Source organism: Bacillus sp. JK62 (genome assembly GCF_053663455.1).
Genome location: NZ_JBSJQA010000006.1, coordinates 1 through 18,714, shown reverse-complemented (window position 1 = coordinate 18,714; position 18,714 = coordinate 1). Strand labels below are relative to the sequence as shown.

The following is an 18,714-nucleotide window of genomic DNA, read 5'->3' as shown; positions in this document are numbered from 1 at the left end:
TCTCCTTTAGTCTTTTTTAGTGATTAGCCTCTTCCACCAGGAAGTTTTACGTTTCTTTTCTTGCTCTTTAAAGCGTTCATAGTCTTGTTTAACTTGCTGATTCCATTTCTCTATTTTTTCTTGTTTTTGAATTGCTTTTTCAAGGCTCTCTTTATCCTCAATTGTTTTAATGACCTTGTCAGTCTGATATGTCCATTCATTTTTTGTGTTGCGTTGCCTGTCTGTTACGACTACGTATTCGTTAAACCCTGGGATATACACTTTCCCTCCGACTTCAATTGGGTCTAAGTCGATGTTCCCTTCAAAAAATGTCTGATACTCACATTGCTGCTCGATTGGGACAAGGGCATCACACAAGCCTAATGTCCAACTTTTCTTAATTACCTTCCCTTCAAATGTTGCTTTATGTCGTCCCACTTATTCACCTCCTACTGTTGCATCTCTTTCTTAAAAGCATGTTTCAAATGTTTCCAAAATGATATCCTTTTATTTCCTAGCTGATTATCATGCTTTTCTTTTACTTTACTTTCGTCTAAATACTCCCTTAATTGTTTTTCAGCTTGAATTTTACTCTCCTTATTCTCGACTGTGCTAATGACATAATCAGTGAAGTAAATCCATCCCCCATCAAGCATTTTGACCTTTTTTTCTATATGAACATTTTCATCAAGTTCATTTATGTAAAGAGTGTCACCACAGTTAACTTCAAAATTAATTTCATCCTCATAAAAAGTTTCTGTAGATATATCTAAATACTCGTGGTCAATAGCTGGTGGCTTTCGTTTCGCATGGACGCCATGAAAACACGATGGATATGCCCTGAAAAGGTAAATCTTTTCTATTTTCTTGCCTTTAAATACTGCTCTACACTTCTCCATGTTAGTTTCTCCCTTCTCACATTTCATTAAATGCCGTTATTGCCACCAACAGTTGCTTTGCCTCAACTTCTGCTATTTGATCTCCAATTTGAACCTTTACCCATGTATCTGGATAATCAATACTCTTAGTTGCCAGGAGTTTCAGAGTTTTTCTGTTTACTCCTCTCAATGTGAATTCGGATGTAATGTCTCTCATGTTTTTCTCCTTTCTTTATAAAAATTGAATTTTAATCTAAATGCTCCATTACAATTTTTAGATAATCCTTATAGTCAATAGCAACCACATTGTCTCCTTTGACAAGTTGCTCACTTTTAACTCCAAAGAACCACCTGTCGTCTATCCACTGACGACCAGTCATGTTATTTAAACCAAGTTCATCATGAGACCTGAAAGGACTTACCTTTTCAATTTGCTCAATCATAGATTTTATCTCGTTAAAATGCTTAGATCGTTTTTTAAAAGCGTAAAATCCGTCTTTTGGATTTTTAACAATGTCATTTTTAAATACTTCATACGCTTCAGTTCCTTCATAGACTCCGAAATACTCAGAGTGATAAAACGAGAAACCTTCCTCGACGCCATACTTTTCTTTAAACTTGTCGAAGAAGGTGTTAATACCCTCTTTTCGTTTCTTCTCTGCTTTATACCAGTCGCTCTCCTGTTTAACTTCATAAATCGGTGCATTTAAGGTTTGCATACTCCTCACCCCTCATCATTTGTTCCAATTTGTCGCATACTGCGCTTTCCCAGGAAATCATTTATATTTCCTTTCACTATTTCAATTCCACCACTTCACACCAAGTTCTTAGTGAACTGTCTTTTTTTAAATTTAAAGCAGCTACGCCAGCTACATCTCTAAATGAAAATTCAGTAACTTTTCCATCACTGTCTAGCATTTTTCCCACATACTCTTTTCCAGCCCAAATCTCTACTACATACTTACTCATACAACATCTCTCCATTCTCGAAAAAAGGAATATTTTATTTTTACTCTTAAAGTAATTGCAAGTAATCCAATGTCTTTTCTAATTTCATGTCTTTACATTTCTCAATGCATTCTTTCTTGATTGCTTCTCCACATTCTTTATGTACCGGGAATTCCCTGTATTCTTTGTTGTCGGATATTCTTATGTAATATACGATGTCTCCAATGTGATCCTTGCATTTAACACACTCCAATGCATCACCTCGATTCTTATATTTCTAATATACTCGCATTCTCTCAAAAAATCAACAACCATTTTATTTTTATTCTTAAAAAGTTTCTTTTAAATTTCTTAGCTTTACTGTTGCAGCCAAAATATCCGAGTCACACCTTTTCCATATGTGGTTATCCTCTGGCCTTAAATTGTTCTCTAAATATACCCAAAGCTTATCTAATATCTCCTCAATCTGATCAACGTCATTATTAATGATATCCCTGGCAATATCCCTAATTACACGAAACCTCCTCTACGAGAATATGATTATAGTTTTCCCGTTGTCATTCTTTATGTACGGCGAATGTTTTCTCTGAAGGTAATTTGCCCCTCTGCCTTCCCCAATGCTCACGTTATAAACAGTCTTTACCTTATGTATGTCTAATGCCTTCCGTTTAGCCTCTTCTGTAGACATTGCTTCAATTACCAAAGACGCGTTTTCGCCTTTGTGATCTTTACATCTAACATAGTACCTTTTCAATAAACATCCCTTTATCCTTTCTTGTTATCCTGTTGTATTAATCTTCTTTTAGATAAGACTTGAAGAACTCATCTAGGTTTGCAGCAATCGCTCCAGCAACTTCTGCACAATGAGCATGACTCTTTTCTTGAGATCTTAAAAACTCAACTGCAGACTTAGCAATGTCTTTTATTTTCCCCTCGTCTAATTTGCCGCTTCTTACTTCATCTTTAATTTTTTCGGCTTCCTCTTTTAAGCTTTCTGGGTAGTTCACTACAGACTCCACCTCTTATATTTTATTTTTACTCTTTAAAAGACAAATTTTATTCACATTCTTCATTAACGTATGTATGTATTAATTCTTTAAATATTGACTCAAGTACTGTCACTGTAATTGAGTTGCCGGCTTGCTTATACAATTGTGTGTTACTGATGCCTTCAGCAAAAACTTTTTCAAAATCTTCATCATCAAATGCCTGCAGTCGAAAGCATTCTAAAGGGGTCAATTTTCTAATTTTATATTTAGGTTGTTCCTCAATAATTTTATGACCTTCTCCTTTACTGGTGGTAACAGTAGGACTTAATCCGTTTGAATCGTATACTTTCCCGTTCATTCCGTTACCGGATGGATTTAAGTTCCCGGCACATTTAACTGCTATCTTAGGCTCTCTATGACCTCCTCCCATAGTTGTCAATGTTGGAGAAACTCCTTCTGGCGAGTAAACTCTTTTGATGGCATCGTGACCTTTTAAATCTACATGTCCCACCATTAACGGTTCCCTTGTTTCATGTTTTTGCTGTGGTGAAGCTGCAAGCTGTTCAACAAGTTTCCTTGTCTTTTCTTCGTTTAAGTAATACTTTTCATCGACAACATCCTCAAGAATTTCTCTAAGCCTCTTATTAATTATGGCTTGTAAAGGCCATTTAAAATTAAAACTCTTTATATATAATTCTTTTAATCTATTTTTCCCCTTGGCTAAAACATCGTTCCTTCCATTTTCTATAACCCATTCGTCATTTTCAATTAAATCTTCTCTCACTCCAATTATGTATAAACGTTCACGATTTTGTGGGACATTGAAAAACTTGGAGTTAAGCAGTTCTAAGTCAATTCTGTACCCCACTTCACTAAAAGCTTCTGTCATTACATTCATCGTATTGCCTTTATTGTGATTTATTAACCCTTTAACATTTTCAAAAACAAAGAACTTTGGTTGCTTTTCCTTAAGAGTCTCAACGTATTGAAAAAACAATGTCCCTCTTGTATCTTCAAATCCCTTTCGATGGCCGGCTACACTAAAGCTTTGACAAGGAGACCCTCCAACTAAAAGATCAAATTTAGGCAGTTTTTTCTTATCAATCTTACTTACATCACCAAAATTTAATTGCTTATCAACGTTGTGAATTGCACAATATGATTTAATTGCATATTTATCAATTTCACTAAAGCCAACTAGTTCATAGTCAACCCCAATGTTTCTTAGTGCAGCTTCAAATGCACCGATTCCACTAAACAGGCTCATTACTCGTAGTTTTCTCAACAAACAACCTCCATATATTTTATTTTTATTCTAAATAAAATTGATCTTTTAATTAGTTGTTGATTCTTTTTCTAATATCTTGTAGAGATTGATCTCTCACTAGCTTACCGTCGATAAATACGTCCTCCATTTGATCTTGATTTTTAAATTCAGAGTTATAAGCTTGGATTGTTAACCCGTCAATGAGAGTAAGTTCATCGTTTTCATTGATAACTGCAACTCTCCCCCGCTGACTTCGTTTTGTCCCGTCATCAGTCTTTGGATTCTTAAACAACATTCTTTCTTCCCCGTCAACAATGGCATGAGTAGCCTTTACGGCAAAACCAAATGTATCTCTAGTGTTGTATTGGTACGTATAGCTGCCAATTCCAAACACAACATTTGTACTTGCAAAGCCCTTGGATTCCAACCCTTCCACAATTCGCTCACAACGATCTAACGTAATTGAGTCTCCGTATATTGCTCCAATGTGCGAATCTAAGAGTTTGTAACCTTTCCTGGTCACAGTCCCTCCAAATATATCCCATAGACATTCGATTAATCCCTTACGTTCAAGTTCTGTTTCTCCATTAGGATCACCAATCAAAATTAAAACTGGGTCTCCACTATCAGGGCGAATTACAACTTTCCCCTCTCGACTCATTACCTCTTTTTTTAGTTTAGGGAGATATTCTCCAATTACTTTCCAAAAATCCCAGGTGTCAGATACCACACTAAAGAATCCGCTTGGATATACGCTGGTCATAAGATGTTTGAATAAATCAAACTCATTTTTATCTCCATAGGAGCACATGACTGAATGCTCAGTTGCACTTATTGATGAGCCCACTAGCTCTTTCTCTACATTTGCATCATAATATTCTTCTAAATATGCAATAGCAGGAATAGTGTCTGTTCCATTAAAGCTTAGTAAATGACCTGCTCCACTTGTTTGGGAGGATTCTAAAGAAGACATTCCACGCATTGAAAAATCATGTCCCTGAAATCCTACAGCTTCCGTATCTCCCACTGTTTGCAAAGCATACTTCTCTAATATCTTTCTATACTGATATGCAACAGTTGCAGAAGTCATAGGTTGCCAAGTCTCTGTTGAGAGGATTGTCTCCAAATAATTTGTTAGCCAAAAGAACCTTTTATCTGTGTTTTCAATTGTTAAAACTGGAACTCTCATGGGTACCCGAGAACCTTCTTTAAGTGCTCTAATCTTAATTGGCAAGTAGCCTAAATCATGTAGTTCTTCAATATGATTTGTATCAGGACTTTCTTTCCCCAGTGCATTTTTAACAATTCTCATATACTCATTTACAATTTCCTGTTTAGGTCTTCTGAAGAAATGGTTATTAAAGTACTCAATCAGATATTTTTTCACAAACCCCTGAACACCAAAAACAATAATTTTATCAGCTCTCGGAAAAAATTTATTACTACGTGGAGTTAGAGTTGAATACACACTTTCTGTTTTCTCAGGGTATTGTTCACGATGGCTCAATTTATAAAAGTCAGCTAATAATGTTGCAGGTGTTTTTTTCATCGAATCGATCCTCTCTATCATGTTATTAGGTTTGGTTTTTATTTGTTCAAATATTGTATACTTTTAGCTTTGACTCATATTTTTTATTTTCCCAATTGTTTTGTTCGGTTAAAATGCTATCTGTAGTGAAGACAGTGTCAATGTGATTAAATAGTTCACCTTTGAAGATTGTGTTCTCTGCATGAGCTACTAATAAGAACACATTAGAAAAACCATGTTCACGTAATTTCTTTGAGCTATGGACAAACGTACCGCCTCTGGATGAAAGGTCATCTACAATTATTACTTGGCGTCCATTCGCTCCACTAATGTCTCCAACAAGCTCTAGCCCTTTTATTTCACCTGTTTCAAAATCTCTATGCTTGTGTCCTACAAGGACATTTTTAGCTTTCATCCTACTGTATCTTTTACTTGCACCTGCATCTGGAAACATCAAATAATCTTTGTTCTCATCAAACCTCACAATTCTTTTAACTAAATTAATCAAATTAAAATTAATGAAATTTGGTTTCACTCTGTTTAAAAGTGCAGTCGTTACATCAGAATGTGGTTCGTATACTTCGATCTCTGAAAATTCTAATTCATTAATAAACTGGGCAACGTATTTCAAAGTAAATGGTGAACCGTTCTCACTCCTATCCATTCTGCTGTACGGCATATATGAAATACTCAACCTGGTAGTTTTAATTTTTAGTTGGTCTAAGTATCTTTTAACAAACATCAGTTTTATCAAGTCAGTATTATTTTCAAATTTAAAACCTACATTAGTAGCTGAATCCGAATTCGCCAGTACATCAATGCTTTTGTGATTTAAGTTTAATTCTCCATTTGGGAACTCTGTAAATTCAACTTTCTTGCTATTCACTGTAATCATCTTCATTAATCCCCTTTCTAAAGCATTGTTTTATAGCCATTTGTCTTGAGTTATCCAATCAAATGAATAATGCCTTCAGCAATCTCATCACTGTTCCACTGTCCTGTATCCCACGAATATGTATGTAACCCTACATCGCTCATCACTTCTCTATATAACTCTAATACCGGCTCAATATCACGATCATTTATGTATTCATCACCACGTTCAAGTAAGCGCTGCTTAATAACTTTTGGATCAGCGTGTAAGTAGATCACTTTTGCTTTATCTCTAATCTTTTCCTCGATTGTTCTTTGCTGCTCTTCCGTTAAGATTGAGTAATCCTTGAACTTCTTCGCATAGACTAAATTTGAATATATGTATCGGTCAATAATTACATTGTCCTCATCAGCCAGCTTGTTAAAGTGTTCAAACAGCTTCTCATTACCGCTCTTAGCCAATTCAAAGCTGGATCCCTTTATTACCGGATATCCGAGTTCTTTGCTAAGCTTATCTGCTACTGTTGATTTGTAGCAGCAGTCAGTGCCTTCTAAAATAATCATCGTCATTTATCTTCCACCCTTCTTACATTGCTGAAGCCTATCACCCTATATGAGCCGTCTGGAAACTCAACTTCTAATTGCTCATGTCCTTTATCAACTTGCGCAACAACACCAATCTCACCCGTGAAACCTGCAATCACCTTCTCTCCCTGTTTAAACATTCAATTAACCTCCTTTAGCTGGATTTATTTCATGCTCCTTGAAGAATGTAATATCACCTGTTTCATCACTGACCGCGTAATCATATGTGGCAGAATGCATCAACTCAACAATCTTCCCTTCTCTTCCAACATGATGTGGGCAAGCGTTCTTTGCATTCTCATTTATGATGACTTTTAACCCTTCTGGATAAGACCAAAACTTCGGCAATTAACCGCCTCCTAACTAATAATCGAGATTGTTCCACTTTGCTTACCAAAATTAATTGCGTCACGCTCGGTTGCTACAAGCAAGTCCACTTTATTTCCAACGATTGCGCCTCCAGTATCAATTGCAATTGCTTTGAACGTTTCCCCACCGATTCTTACTTCAACAATTGAATTCAAAGGAATAACGCTTGGATCGCTTGCAATAACACGATACCCTTTATAATAGATTGATTGAGTAACATCAACACCTGTTCTAGTTGTTCCTGTGCATCCTTCTTGGCAGTGTGCAATATAAGCACTCAGCTTAACCTGGACGGTTTTCTTTGCGGCCGGTGGCTTGTTTTCTTTTTCTTTAATAATAATTTTATTTTTATTCTTAATAACTCTATGCTTTGCCTTCTCACCTCCTCTCATGTGCCTTTTCTTACTTTGCTTAGGTTTAATGAGTTTTGCTGAGATAATCTTCTCTGTATGCCTTTTTAATTGTTGTTCTTTGTTCGTTTGAGCTTTTTTAAATAGCCGTAAGACAATATTCTCACTTGATGGTATCCTAATCTGTCCAGACTTCTTATAAAATGATTCTTTTATTGAGTCTTCATTTCCCTCTGTTTTATGTAAATGTTGCTCATAACTTATGTAAGAAAAAGTGGTTAACGGAATTAAAATCATCATACCATAAACGGATTTGAAAATGTTCGTTTTTATTTTATTTTTATCCATAAAATTTTTATTGATAATCCTGCCTCCTATACCTCAGCTCTTTTGGTTGTTAAACTAATATTGCCTTCACTATCAACATGATCAATCCTACAGACCGTGTGGCTATAGATGCTGTTCTTATATACTTTAGGAATAAAGTTATTGCCTCTTCTGAATCCAGTAAACATCAGCAGAGTTCCTCTGGTATACCAAGACTTCTCAACAACCTCTTTCTTGCCGCCGGCAACAGGTCGAGAAATCTGTTTATTATAATGTCCAAAGCTACCAGCCCACTGTTTAACTGTTACCACCCCTGTAGGTGTAAGGAGTGTAATTGTATGTTTGTTTTTATCCCTGTCTAATACGGTTCCTGCAATCCGAGTTGTTCCATATTCGTAGAGAGTTCTCCCTCTCCATTGATATGGCTTCTCTTTAATCGGTTCTTCAGGAAGCTCATAAAAATCAGCAATGCCATATTTTTCAAAGTTAATACCAGAAAGCTCATGATCGTTATAATAATAGCTCAATGAATCCATTTCCCATTTGCCATATGTGCCGCTAGCATATTTAATCCACTCATTGTTAAGTAGTCTTCGATTTAAAAGATTTAGAGCCTCATCAGTTCCCAACCATTTTTTTAATGCAATCATCTTTTTGTCATATTCTTTTTTGAATGCATTCTCTGAGATTATAAGATGTTCATTGTGAAAATCCACCACACAATTTTCATCAAAGTTTTGATTAAAGAACTCAGACGCTGCATCATCTAACAAATAAAGCTTATCATTAGGTGATTCAATTGTCTTAAAGACTTTCTTTGAAATATATTCTTTAAATTTAAAGCACCTAATTTCTAAAGCAAATTGTTCAGGAATTAAATCGTTTTCTAACATCATACCTATATTTGCCATGGTTAATTTCTTTTTAGGTTCGGCAATTATTGTGATGTACTTTTTCATGATTTCTTTTCGGTCATCAAAGGTATCAAAGCAGCCTCCCTTAATCAATTGTATTACTTGGCCTTTTTTGATTTTTCCGGTATAGAATAATTTATCAAGGAATTCTTCAAAGGACTCGTATGGTCTATTTGAAATTATTCGGTGAACTATTTCATCTCCAATTCCATTCATGCCCTTCATTCCAAAGATAATTGAATTGTTTTGAATATCTGCTTTAAAACCAAAACCTGCTTTATTAACATCCGGCAAATCAACCTTTATACCTCGATGGCGTATGCTTCCTATAGCCGAAGCAACTTTCCCATAGTCGGTTTTCTGAGTCTTTTTATTTCCGTCTTTGTCTTCTGTTTGTTCTTCATTTTCAACACCTCCACTGTTAACTGTCAAACAGGCAGTATTCCAGTATAAGGGGTTATATCGATAGTTTAAGTTCAATTCCTGTAACGCAATAATGGAATACGCTAAAGTATGAAGCAGACTGAAACTGTAGCCAAACTGTCTTTTAAATTGAACATTCCATACATAATTCAAAAGAGCGTCTGATGCACCACATTCTTTCCCTTTCTTGAAGAACAAGTTCTGAACTTCTTTTAATACATCTTCTTTTTTCTTTGCTATGGATTTTCTTAAATAATTTGACTCCTTAATATCGAAGCCGGCTATATCTTTATCCATTACCATTTGCATGACAACTTCTTGAGTATCAGCAACTCCATAAATGTCTTTTAAATATCGTTCAACCACCTTTATCCCAGCATTGCTTAGGCCATAATTGCGCATTTCTTCATACCATAGTGACATATTGTTCTTATACTTTACGTATGTGTCAACAGGTTGCTCTTCGCTATCAGACATTAACCGCATTAAAGAGTTTGTGACTGCCGCCTCAAGCAGGTTTTTGGGTTTAACTTTAATCACGGATTGGTGGCCGACCTCGGTCGAAAACTGGAACAAATCCATTACCTCTCCATTACCAGCCATTTCCCACAGCCTTGGATCTTCATATTCGATTACGTCTGGATGTATGTACTTCTTGTATGTTTCCTTTAAGTTCCCTTGCCATTCAATTTCTTTGTTCTCGATTAATTGGTCTAAGGTTACTCGAATCTTGTCTAAAGCCTCAATGGTAAGAAGATCAAACTTTACCGAGCCCATGGCTTCACTATCACCCATATTAAACTGTGTAATAAAAGCTCCTTTAGGAGTTTTCATCATTGCATTCGACTTCGTGTATTCATTGTTAAAGATGATAACTCCAGCTGCGTGAGAAGACCGTTTATTAGTTAACCCTTCAATTTTCAGAGCTGTTTCTTTAAGATTGGGATATTGTTCAACCTCTCTAATAAACTCTTTCATTGGTTTTCTATTAGTTTCTTTGTCACCATAAAAACAATGCGTTAAAGGCCAGTTAGACCCTCTTTCATAAGGAATCATCCCACTTAAATATTCAGATATATCGTTATCTATCCCTAAGCCTCTACATGCTGTCTTAAGTGCTGATTTTGAGCCCTCAGTTCCAAAAGTAGCAATTTGAAGAACACGTTTGTCTCCAAATCTTTTTCTAAGTGCCTTAAGAATTTTTTGTCTTTTTGATCCTTCAGTATCAATATCGATATCTGGAAGATCAGGTCTAGATTTATGTATATGTCTCCAATGTGGTAAATCATATTGCATTGGGTTAAATTGAGTGTTGTCGAGTAAATAGTTAACGAGATATCCTGCCGCACTTCCCCTGGCTGCCCCAACTAAACTATCTCCACCACACTCATCATCCCAAATAATATTAATTATTTCTCTGACTGTTATGTAATAAGAAGGCATGGACTGGTTTAGCTTTTGGCTGATTTCCCAAAGCTCTCCAAGCTCAACATTAATCCTATTTAATATTTTGTGAAATGCTTCCTTTGTTAGCTCATTTGTTTTCAACTTATCATCAAAGCCATCTTCAATTAATTTCAAGAGATATCTGTCCTGCTCATCTTTTGATTCAGACATCTTCTTTATGTACTCATATTCATTATATGCTGGTTTAAATAAATGCCTTAATTTAAACTGTGGTAGCTCCATTTTTGGAATAATTGGTTCGTGCTCAATCGTATAGTCTTCAATCATCTCTCCAATTAGCAATGTGTTTTCAATGGCCTCATTGATGATCTCTTTGTCCATGTAGTCCATTCTCTCATGAATTTCATCAACATTCTGAACAAAACACGCCTCATAAAAAGAGTCGACTTCTCTCTCTCCATCCTTGGCGTTTAAAAAGGCTTGATGAATTGCCCTGTCTTCCGGTCTAAGAAAGTGTGCATCAGTTGTGACAATCATTTTCAATCCATAGCCGTTAGCTATATCAACAAGTTTCTTATTACAATAAATCTGTTCTTCACTTAAAGCTGGCTGAAGCTCAATAAAGAACTTATCTTTCCCAAAGACTTTAATACACCATGTTATAAACTCATGAATTTTTAATTTGTGCTGTTTGATTGACTGAATGTCTCCACTTTCTTCGCATTCTTTGATTCTGAGTAAATTGATATTCACCTCAGAGCCGAGACAAGCTGTTGTAGCGATAATGTGACCTGGATCTTTGCTAAGCAGTTCTTCTACATCCTTTTTAACTGTTGGCACTCTTTCCATTGTTCCTGTGTAAAATGAATTTCCCCAGGCTTGTGAAGACAGTATTCTTAGCTGCTCATGTCCTATAGGATCGATTGCCAACATTAAAAAGTGCGGAAACTTTGTCTGTCCTGACTTATAGTTATCACGAACTTCTTCCAGTGAATCGACTAAATATGCTTCATTCCCAAGTATGAGTTTAAAATCTGCAGGCATATCCCCCTTCTTCTTCATTTCTCTGACAGTCTTAATCGCTTCCAAATGCGCTGAAAGAACCTCATGGTCAGTAATAGCTAATCCTTTATAATGCATCTGAACCGCTGTTTTAAGCAATTCTCCTACTGAATTTGTTGAATCGAGAAGCCTTATGTTACTTTTATCAGTGTGACAGTGACATCCAATCAATTTTCATCCCCCTTAAAACACAAGTTCTTTTTTCTTTGTACGAACCACCTCCAAGTCATAAATTTCAATTTGAGGTGTTTGTCTGCCCTTATATTCATTTACCTTTGCCTTACCAACAACATTAAGTATTAAAGTTCCATTTGATTGAGTAAGTTTCTCAAAGTATTCTGTATCGCTTTTAAAGCGTATGTATTCAATATCTCCATGTTTAAACTTGATTGTTGTCTTGTTCTTTTTCCCTATGTGTTCAATTTGATCAGTATCAACTTCTAGTTCTGTTATTGCTACTAATGGTTCTTCGACCTTATAGCCCCAATAATCTTTATAGCTATACAGCTTAATTAAAAATTCCTTTCTAAGTTGATTAGCCGGTATCTCAAAGTCAACATTTTGAACTTCTTCACCTGTCTCTACATCTTTAAATTTTTCATTTATAACTTCATTAACCAAAATTAAGTTTTCACGCTTGATTGCAAATCCGGCTGCATTTGGATGGCCTTCAACAAATTCAAACAGCCCTGTATCTGTTAGCTCTTTTTTAAAGTCTTTGATGTAGCCAGTCTCATACCCTCGAATAGACCCGCTCAACATCCCTTCTTCTTCATCGCTTTTTCTAGCCAGCAAAACTGGCTTTTTATATTCACCTGCAAGTACATTTGCTACTAGCCCAGTCAAGCTTTTATCCAAAATTCCCTCAGTGTAGACTATAAGCACTTTATTAGCTACCAAATTCTTTTCTTCAATTCTGTTTTTAATTTCCACTGTAGCTGCATCAACAATGCGTTTCTGTTTAGCTTTAAGGTTCCCCAAAATCCTGACTGTGTCATCGTGAATTGACACGAGATTGATTTCATCTTGTCCACGTTTCTTATATGGAACTTTTTCTTTAGACAACAGAAACGATCTCAACAATTGATCTTTTTCTTCACTGCTACCGACCCTTATAGCTGCGTTAATTAATGGATTAATAAAGAACTGTGTGTTCTGTATGTTTGTGCAACCCTTGGTTGAAAACTCTTGTTTTTTAAAGAGCTTTTTGATTAATGGATGCTTAATGTTCCTTAAGCCTTCATTCATAAAGTACCTGGTCTCTAGATTTCTTGAATCAGCTGAATCGGCTATATTACCAATAGAAACAAGATCTAAAAATTGTTCTGCTTTGGTTTTGCCTAGCTTATAATCAATGGCCTGGCAAAGCTTATATGCCATTCCAGCACCCGTTAATGTTTTGTTTGAATACTCAGTCGAGAGCTGATTGTTGACGACTATAGCGTGTTTAGATTCTCTTTCACATTCATGATGGTCAATAACAATTACATCTACGCCACTCTTTTTTAGCTCCTCATGTTCATCAAATTGACCTGATCCAGCATCCGGAATTAAAACTAAGTCGACATCATCAGGAATTGTATCAATGAAAATGCCGTGCTCTTTATCCTCATGAATCCGGTATCGTATGTCAGCTTTCGGATAAATTGCTTTTATGTAATTGATAATGATTGAACTGGATGTGTACCCATCTACATCGCTATCCACTTGAACAAATATTTTATTTTTATTCTCTAAATGCTTTATTAAACAATTAGATGCTTTATCAATGTTATCGAGTTTTGAAAAATGAATGACTGAGCTCTGGTTCACATCAATAAAGCTCTGAGGATTTTCAATTCCTCTGTTCTTTAAGATTGTAAATAATAGGTTGAAATTATAATCATTGTTGCCAATGAGCTTATAAGCCACTAAATTCCTCCTTCGTTTGTATTGATTTCAATCTTTCTTCTCATCAGCTCCTCTAAAATGTCTTTTCCCTTATCAGCTGGACTGTCTTTATAATCCAACATGTTTTCAAAATCCCACAAAACATACACACGAACATACGGCGTAAATTTTCCTGCAAGCTTCAAGATTTTTTTCTGATACTCTAGCAGTTTACGTTGATACATCTCCTCTGTCTCATGCTCTTTCGGTGGTCTATATTTATCTAAAGCAATAAATACTTCTTCCACTCCAAGAGAAAGTAAGATATCACGGTGAAAATTTGAAATGTTGTTTGAACAGACTGCGCATGTGAAATTTGCTTCTCCATAAAAGTCCTGACATTTTAATACTGACTTTTCTGATTCAAAAATTAAGGCTTTTTTAAACCTTTCAATTGAATCTTTTGTTTTATGTAATCCATATAAATTCATCATGGTCTGATGATTATACAGGGTGTTCCCAACTTTTAAAGGCATATATTTATAGCCGGCATCAACTTCCTCTTTAATAAGAGACCGTCTACGTATGCCAATCAATCTATTATTTAAATCTCGATGTGGAATGGTTATACCTTCTGTGTAGCTTCTAAAATAGTAGCCAATTTCAAAGTCATTTAATGTTTGCGTGCTTATCCCCTCGTCTAACCACATTTGATGAGGATAAGGCATAAATACATCTAAAACAGTCTCATTGAAGCTGGGAAGTTCAATATCTATCTTTTTCCTCTTTTTGAACTTCCCCATCCATTCCCAGTCATCAATTAAATCATTATTCGTGAATGTCTCCCTATTACCGAAACCAAATGTTCTCCCAGCTAGCCCTGCAACATACTCAATGGCTTGATTGAAAGATATATTGATCCCTTTTTGTCTTTTTGCTCGTATTACAAGCTCAAAGACATCGAATGTGTCTCCACATTCTGTATAGCAATGAAATTGCTTTGCTTCGTGGTAATAATACAGTTTGTAGCTTCCACTAGAAGCGTTATGACAAACGGTTCTGTATATTGGGTTTCCTTGTTGATCCCATTGATTATTTTCGCTACCCAATTCTTTTAATATTTTATGTATATCCTCAAGCGTAAGACTTTCTTTTATTCTGTCCTTATCATATTTCAAAGGGTGCTACACCCCTTATCCTGCTTTAACATTCAATTTTTCAACTGTAATTAATTCGTTATCGAGATTTGTTGTGAAACAATCCTTGATCCGCATATTTCCCATATTTATATGGGAGAAGACTTTTACTTTGTCGTACTCATTTCCCCTGTTCTTAAATACGTGTGTAACAAAATTTGGCTCTGAGTAAAAACCTGCTTTTAAAATCGGATCAATAGCATCCTTCTCTTTTTTACTTAAGGGTAGAATAATCATTGCAGCATCAGTCTTATCTGCAATAGCTTTACTTCCTCTAAGGTAAGATGCATCTATAGCTTGTCCTTTTTGCCATGCCTCTTTCCATTCACCATTTAATTGAGTAGCACTCATCATATAGACATCGTATTTGTTGCATAAGCCCTTTAACTTATCAGACATAAGCAAAAGGATTTGATCCTCTCTTAGGTTGACGCCGCTTTTTTTACTCATCTCCGAAAAAATTGTCACCGATGAGTGAATATAATCAAAGTAAATGTACTCAACATTATTTTTAATTACATTCTTTTCAATCGTTCTCTCGATCTCCTGGATATTGAAATCTGGAAGATGCTCGAACCAAATATTGGACTCTTGAAGAACTTTAGCAGCTTTGCGCACAAGCTGTTTTTCTTGCTCATTAATAGTATTTCTTAGTATTTTTTTCTCTTCTACACCACTGATATAGGCAAGAGCCAAGCTTTGCAATTCCTCTGCCATCATTTCCGTTGAGATGACCGCGGAACTTTCATTCCAAGGATTTTTAACCCATTCCTTCTTTTTAAGGTCGTACAACTCAGTTGCACTTAATCTACAAGCATCAGCAACCATATTCCTTGTTTTACCTCCGCCTGTAATACTTGAGCGAATATAAAACTTTTTCTTGCGAGACCCACGGAAAATTGACGTAAGCATTTCGCTATTTAGTGGTACTCCAATATCTGGCGACTCCTCAAAAGAATCTAATAACTCATCAATGCCTTCTCCACCTTGAATTCCCACGCTTTCGGATGAGGTTCGAAACTTCTCTTTTACATCTACAATCTTCATTTCATAAGCTGCTAGAATTTCATCAATCGATTTCTTATCAAACTGTTCCTGCATTTTTTCTTGTTCTTTTGGATCAATTATAGTTTCATCATAAATCTCCTTGATATCGAAACCTAAGCCGCTCATTTCTCTGAGCAAACTAAACTTTTTTAGTCTTTTGTAGTGGTAATCAAAGTTTTCGACTACAGCCAACTCTTGAATTCTCTCGATGTATTCAAGGCCATTGTTATCATGAAAAATCTTATATTGAATGTCGTAATCTTTTAGATATCCATCTATCTCAACCTCATTCAATACTTCCGTCCCTTGCTGGAATAAGTTACTCATAGCAAAAAACAGTATTGAGTGAAATCTTGAAGGGAAATCATCCGAAGTAATCCTATACTTGTTGCTTTCAGACAAGATTGTGGGATCCTTGAGTATGCTTCCTAAAACCTGAATAATTGCTTTTTTGTCTTGTAGCAAATGGACTCTCCTTCCTATAATGTTGAGATGTCAACAAGTCCCCTTTTCTTTCTCAATCCCTTTTTTATAACTAACGTGATTTCTTCTCTTTTGTGATTTTTAGGGTCTTCAGCTGATTTTTGGATTGCCTTTTGTTTAATGTAATGTCGCTTGGCCTCATCATATACAAAAGGGACGATTCCAATGCCGTCACCTTCTCTTGGATGATTCTCCAGTGTTTCATAAAAGTACTTAAGCGCAAGCTCGATTCCTTTTAGCTTATACCCATATTCCTCTTGAAACTCTTTGATCTGTTTTAGCATCATACCTGTCGGAGATGCAAGACCATATAAGTTGCATATGTATTGAAGTAAATCTTTTCGATGGTCTGCCTCTTGTCTCCACGTGTTGAAGCACTGTTCATGGTAGTATCTTTTTTTATAAGAAATCGCTAAATCCTTATCTAATTTAGTCTCACAATATGGACATTTGACTTGTCTTCCCAAATAATCACCCCTAATAAGGAGGAGGGAATAATCCCCCCAGTTTATTTAGATAGAAGATCGTTTAGGTCATCCAAGATTACAGACATGACGTTTACTTGTTTGCGGCTGCATTCAGTCACTTTAACTCCCTTGCCTAAATGCTTCTCTGTAATCTCATTAACCTCTTCCAATCGTCCCTCTCCATTGAGCTTAATTCCAACTTCTTTGATTTGCTCCATCAAAGAGTCATAATCAAGCTCCTCTGAAGCATTGTTTTGTTTTTGCTCTTCATATGTAACAGCAACAATACCTTCTGCTTCTTCCTGTCTTTCAACTGCCTCGATAATGGCCTTCTCCAGGTTCTCTGCAGTGAATTCAGGAAGATATGTGTCAATGTAATCGAATCGGCTTCGAGCGAAATACTCATCTGTTTCAGCCAGCCAGGCGCTTGATTTAATAACCTTTCCATCTTCATCAACTCCATTAGAAGTTAGATAGAGGACAATATCACTGTTATCAAGTACTGGAGCTAAAACTCGCTTATCTCCTTTCGGTTGTACCTTCCCTTTTTTGTCTTCTGCAGCATGAGCTATAAAAATAACGGTAAATCCGACACTGATTAGTTTGTTAATTTCTTCCCATACTTCAGTTTCATACTCTTTCCAAAGTCCATAACCGTCATTTCCGTCTTTAATCCGTTCAACATCATATTGTTCACAAACATATCTTGTTGCATATTTAGCGAATGCGTCTACTTCATCAACAATGATTGACTGATACCTTTCTTTGGCCTTTTCAGCATTTTTGTTTAACTGCTTGTTTACCTTTTTAAAATCAGCCCAACTATTGACAGGCATGAATGGAACACCAGCAATAGCATTCAATCCTTTTTCGAATGGGAGATATAAGGGTTTTTTCATTCTTGTGCTCTGTTTTGTCTTACCTAGATTATTCGGCCCATAGACTGTTATAACTTTTCCTTCTGTTCCTTTTGCTACTACAGAAATTTGAGGGTTGAAAATATCGATTGCCATTTAAGCTCTCCTTTATTTTTGAATTTGATGGGTGAGTCAAAGCCCACCCCCAGTTATGTATTTTCATTCAAACTATTTTATTTTTATCTATTAAAAAGGGAGGTCATCATCTGAAATTTCAACCGGCTTTGAAGGCTTGTTATTAGGAGCGCTTCCGCCAAACCCAGACTTTTTATCGTTTTCTTTATTTCCTTCTTTCTTCAGCTCATCTAGGTAAATCTCTCTTTCAGTCAACGCTTTTTTAATTGCATCTGTCTTAAAAGCATTTTTGCTATCCTCGTCATATGGATCATTGCCACCTGTAATTAGGTACTCTCTTTTCGAATTAGTAGTGATTTCTTTCTTGTCTTCGCCAAATGCTGCTGTTTTGGACGTTACTTTTTGCTCTTTGAAGTTAATAATCTTTCCAAAAACATTAACCGTAGACCCTTTTTCATAATTATTTTCAACATATTGAGACCCTTCTTTTGTGACTACAAATTCAAACGGAATTACTTTCCCACCATATAAAGGAATATAACCATTTAAATTAACTCTGCCCGTTTCTTCACCTTTTACTTTTTCTTCGGTTACATTCTTTACAAACAGCTCAACATCAAATTCTGCTCTTGGATTGAATTCTTCATTGGCGTCCAGTCTATTTACAAAGTTAGTCGTTAACTGTGGATACGCCTTTAAAATCCCTTGAGAGTAATATTCATTCAATCCAATCTTTCCTTGGGTAATTCTCACTTTGTCAG

The 18,714-nt window shown here is 35.8% G+C and carries 18 protein-coding genes and 2 pseudogenes; all 20 read right to left on the bottom strand.

Annotation, left to right across the window (positions count from 1 at the left end; translation table 11 throughout):
- Positions 1–6 precede the first annotated feature (6 nt).
- Positions 7–357, bottom strand: a complete 351-nt coding sequence (locus tag ACWJJ4_RS13740) for a hypothetical protein (protein WP_206701188.1) — start codon at positions 355–357, stop codon at positions 7–9.
- A gap of 71 nt (positions 358–428) precedes the next feature.
- A complete protein-coding gene (locus tag ACWJJ4_RS13735; RefSeq protein WP_454021710.1) occupies positions 429–878 on the bottom strand; it encodes a hypothetical protein in 450 nt (149 codons plus the stop codon).
- A gap of 16 nt (positions 879–894) precedes the next feature.
- Complete coding sequence (locus tag ACWJJ4_RS13730; protein WP_038458576.1) at positions 895–1,074, bottom strand: hypothetical protein; 180 nt, start codon at positions 1,072–1,074, stop codon at positions 895–897.
- Between the two features lie 31 nt (positions 1,075–1,105).
- Positions 1,106–1,637: pseudogene (locus ACWJJ4_RS13725) on the bottom strand (hypothetical protein).
- A gap of 15 nt (positions 1,638–1,652) precedes the next feature.
- Positions 1,653–1,826 carry a hypothetical protein gene (locus ACWJJ4_RS13720; RefSeq protein ID WP_454021709.1) on the bottom strand — a complete coding sequence of 58 codons (174 nt, stop codon included), beginning with the start codon at positions 1,824–1,826 and terminating at the stop codon, positions 1,653–1,655.
- 770 nt (positions 1,827–2,596) lie between these two features.
- Entirely contained in the window at positions 2,597–2,812 is a 216-nt protein-coding gene (locus tag ACWJJ4_RS13715; protein ID WP_454021708.1) for a hypothetical protein, read from the bottom strand.
- Between the two features lie 49 nt (positions 2,813–2,861).
- On the bottom strand, positions 2,862–4,079 hold the full coding sequence (gene dcm / locus ACWJJ4_RS13710; RefSeq protein ID WP_454021707.1) for a DNA (cytosine-5-)-methyltransferase: 1,218 nt from the start codon (positions 4,077–4,079) through the stop codon (positions 2,862–2,864).
- A 52-nt stretch (positions 4,080–4,131) separates the two neighbouring features.
- Positions 4,132–5,610 (bottom strand): nicotinate phosphoribosyltransferase, encoded by a 1,479-nt coding sequence (locus ACWJJ4_RS13705; RefSeq protein ID WP_454021706.1) that lies wholly within the window; start codon positions 5,608–5,610, stop codon positions 4,132–4,134.
- Between the two features lie 46 nt (positions 5,611–5,656).
- Positions 5,657–6,499 (bottom strand): annotated as a pseudogene (locus tag ACWJJ4_RS13700) (ribose-phosphate pyrophosphokinase); the annotation flags it as partial.
- 35 nt (positions 6,500–6,534) lie between these two features.
- Positions 6,535–7,032 (bottom strand): ATP-binding protein, encoded by a 498-nt coding sequence (locus ACWJJ4_RS13695; RefSeq protein WP_110124783.1) that lies wholly within the window; start codon positions 7,030–7,032, stop codon positions 6,535–6,537.
- Positions 7,029–7,187 (bottom strand): hypothetical protein, encoded by a 159-nt coding sequence (locus ACWJJ4_RS13690; RefSeq protein ID WP_454021705.1) that lies wholly within the window; start codon positions 7,185–7,187, stop codon positions 7,029–7,031. Before ACWJJ4_RS13690 ends, ACWJJ4_RS13695 begins: the two co-directional genes overlap by 4 nt.
- A 4-nt stretch (positions 7,188–7,191) precedes the next feature.
- Positions 7,192–7,395, bottom strand: coding sequence for a YorP family protein (locus tag ACWJJ4_RS13685; RefSeq protein ID WP_125122792.1), 204 nt, complete (start codon positions 7,393–7,395; stop codon positions 7,192–7,194).
- 11 nt (positions 7,396–7,406) lie between these two features.
- Positions 7,407–8,114 (bottom strand): 3D domain-containing protein, encoded by a 708-nt coding sequence (locus ACWJJ4_RS13680; protein WP_454021704.1) that lies wholly within the window; start codon positions 8,112–8,114, stop codon positions 7,407–7,409.
- Between the two features lie 26 nt (positions 8,115–8,140).
- Positions 8,141–12,070: a DNA polymerase III subunit alpha gene (locus ACWJJ4_RS13675; RefSeq protein ID WP_327861516.1), complete on the bottom strand. Its 3,930-nt coding sequence runs from the start codon at positions 12,068–12,070 to the stop codon at positions 8,141–8,143.
- Between the two features lie 12 nt (positions 12,071–12,082).
- Entirely contained in the window at positions 12,083–13,810 is a 1,728-nt protein-coding gene (gene recJ / locus ACWJJ4_RS13670; protein ID WP_454021703.1) for a single-stranded-DNA-specific exonuclease RecJ, read from the bottom strand.
- A complete protein-coding gene (locus ACWJJ4_RS13665; protein ID WP_454021702.1) occupies positions 13,810–14,946 on the bottom strand; it encodes a hypothetical protein in 1,137 nt (378 codons plus the stop codon). Before ACWJJ4_RS13665 ends, recJ begins: the two co-directional genes overlap by 1 nt.
- 15 nt (positions 14,947–14,961) lie before the next feature.
- The gene (locus ACWJJ4_RS13660; protein WP_327861513.1) at positions 14,962–16,476 is read right to left on the bottom strand and encodes a replicative DNA helicase; all 1,515 of its coding nucleotides are present in this window, start codon (positions 16,474–16,476) and stop codon (positions 14,962–14,964) included.
- Between the two features lie 14 nt (positions 16,477–16,490).
- Complete coding sequence (locus tag ACWJJ4_RS13655) at positions 16,491–16,961, bottom strand: hypothetical protein (RefSeq protein ID WP_327861512.1); 471 nt, start codon at positions 16,959–16,961, stop codon at positions 16,491–16,493.
- Positions 16,962–17,002: 41 nt separating this feature from the next.
- Positions 17,003–17,974, bottom strand: coding sequence for an ATP-binding protein (locus tag ACWJJ4_RS13650; protein WP_454021701.1), 972 nt, complete (start codon positions 17,972–17,974; stop codon positions 17,003–17,005).
- A 90-nt stretch (positions 17,975–18,064) separates the two neighbouring features.
- Positions 18,065–18,714 (bottom strand): hypothetical protein (locus tag ACWJJ4_RS13645; RefSeq protein ID WP_454021700.1); only part of this gene is annotated, 650 nt, incomplete at its 5' end.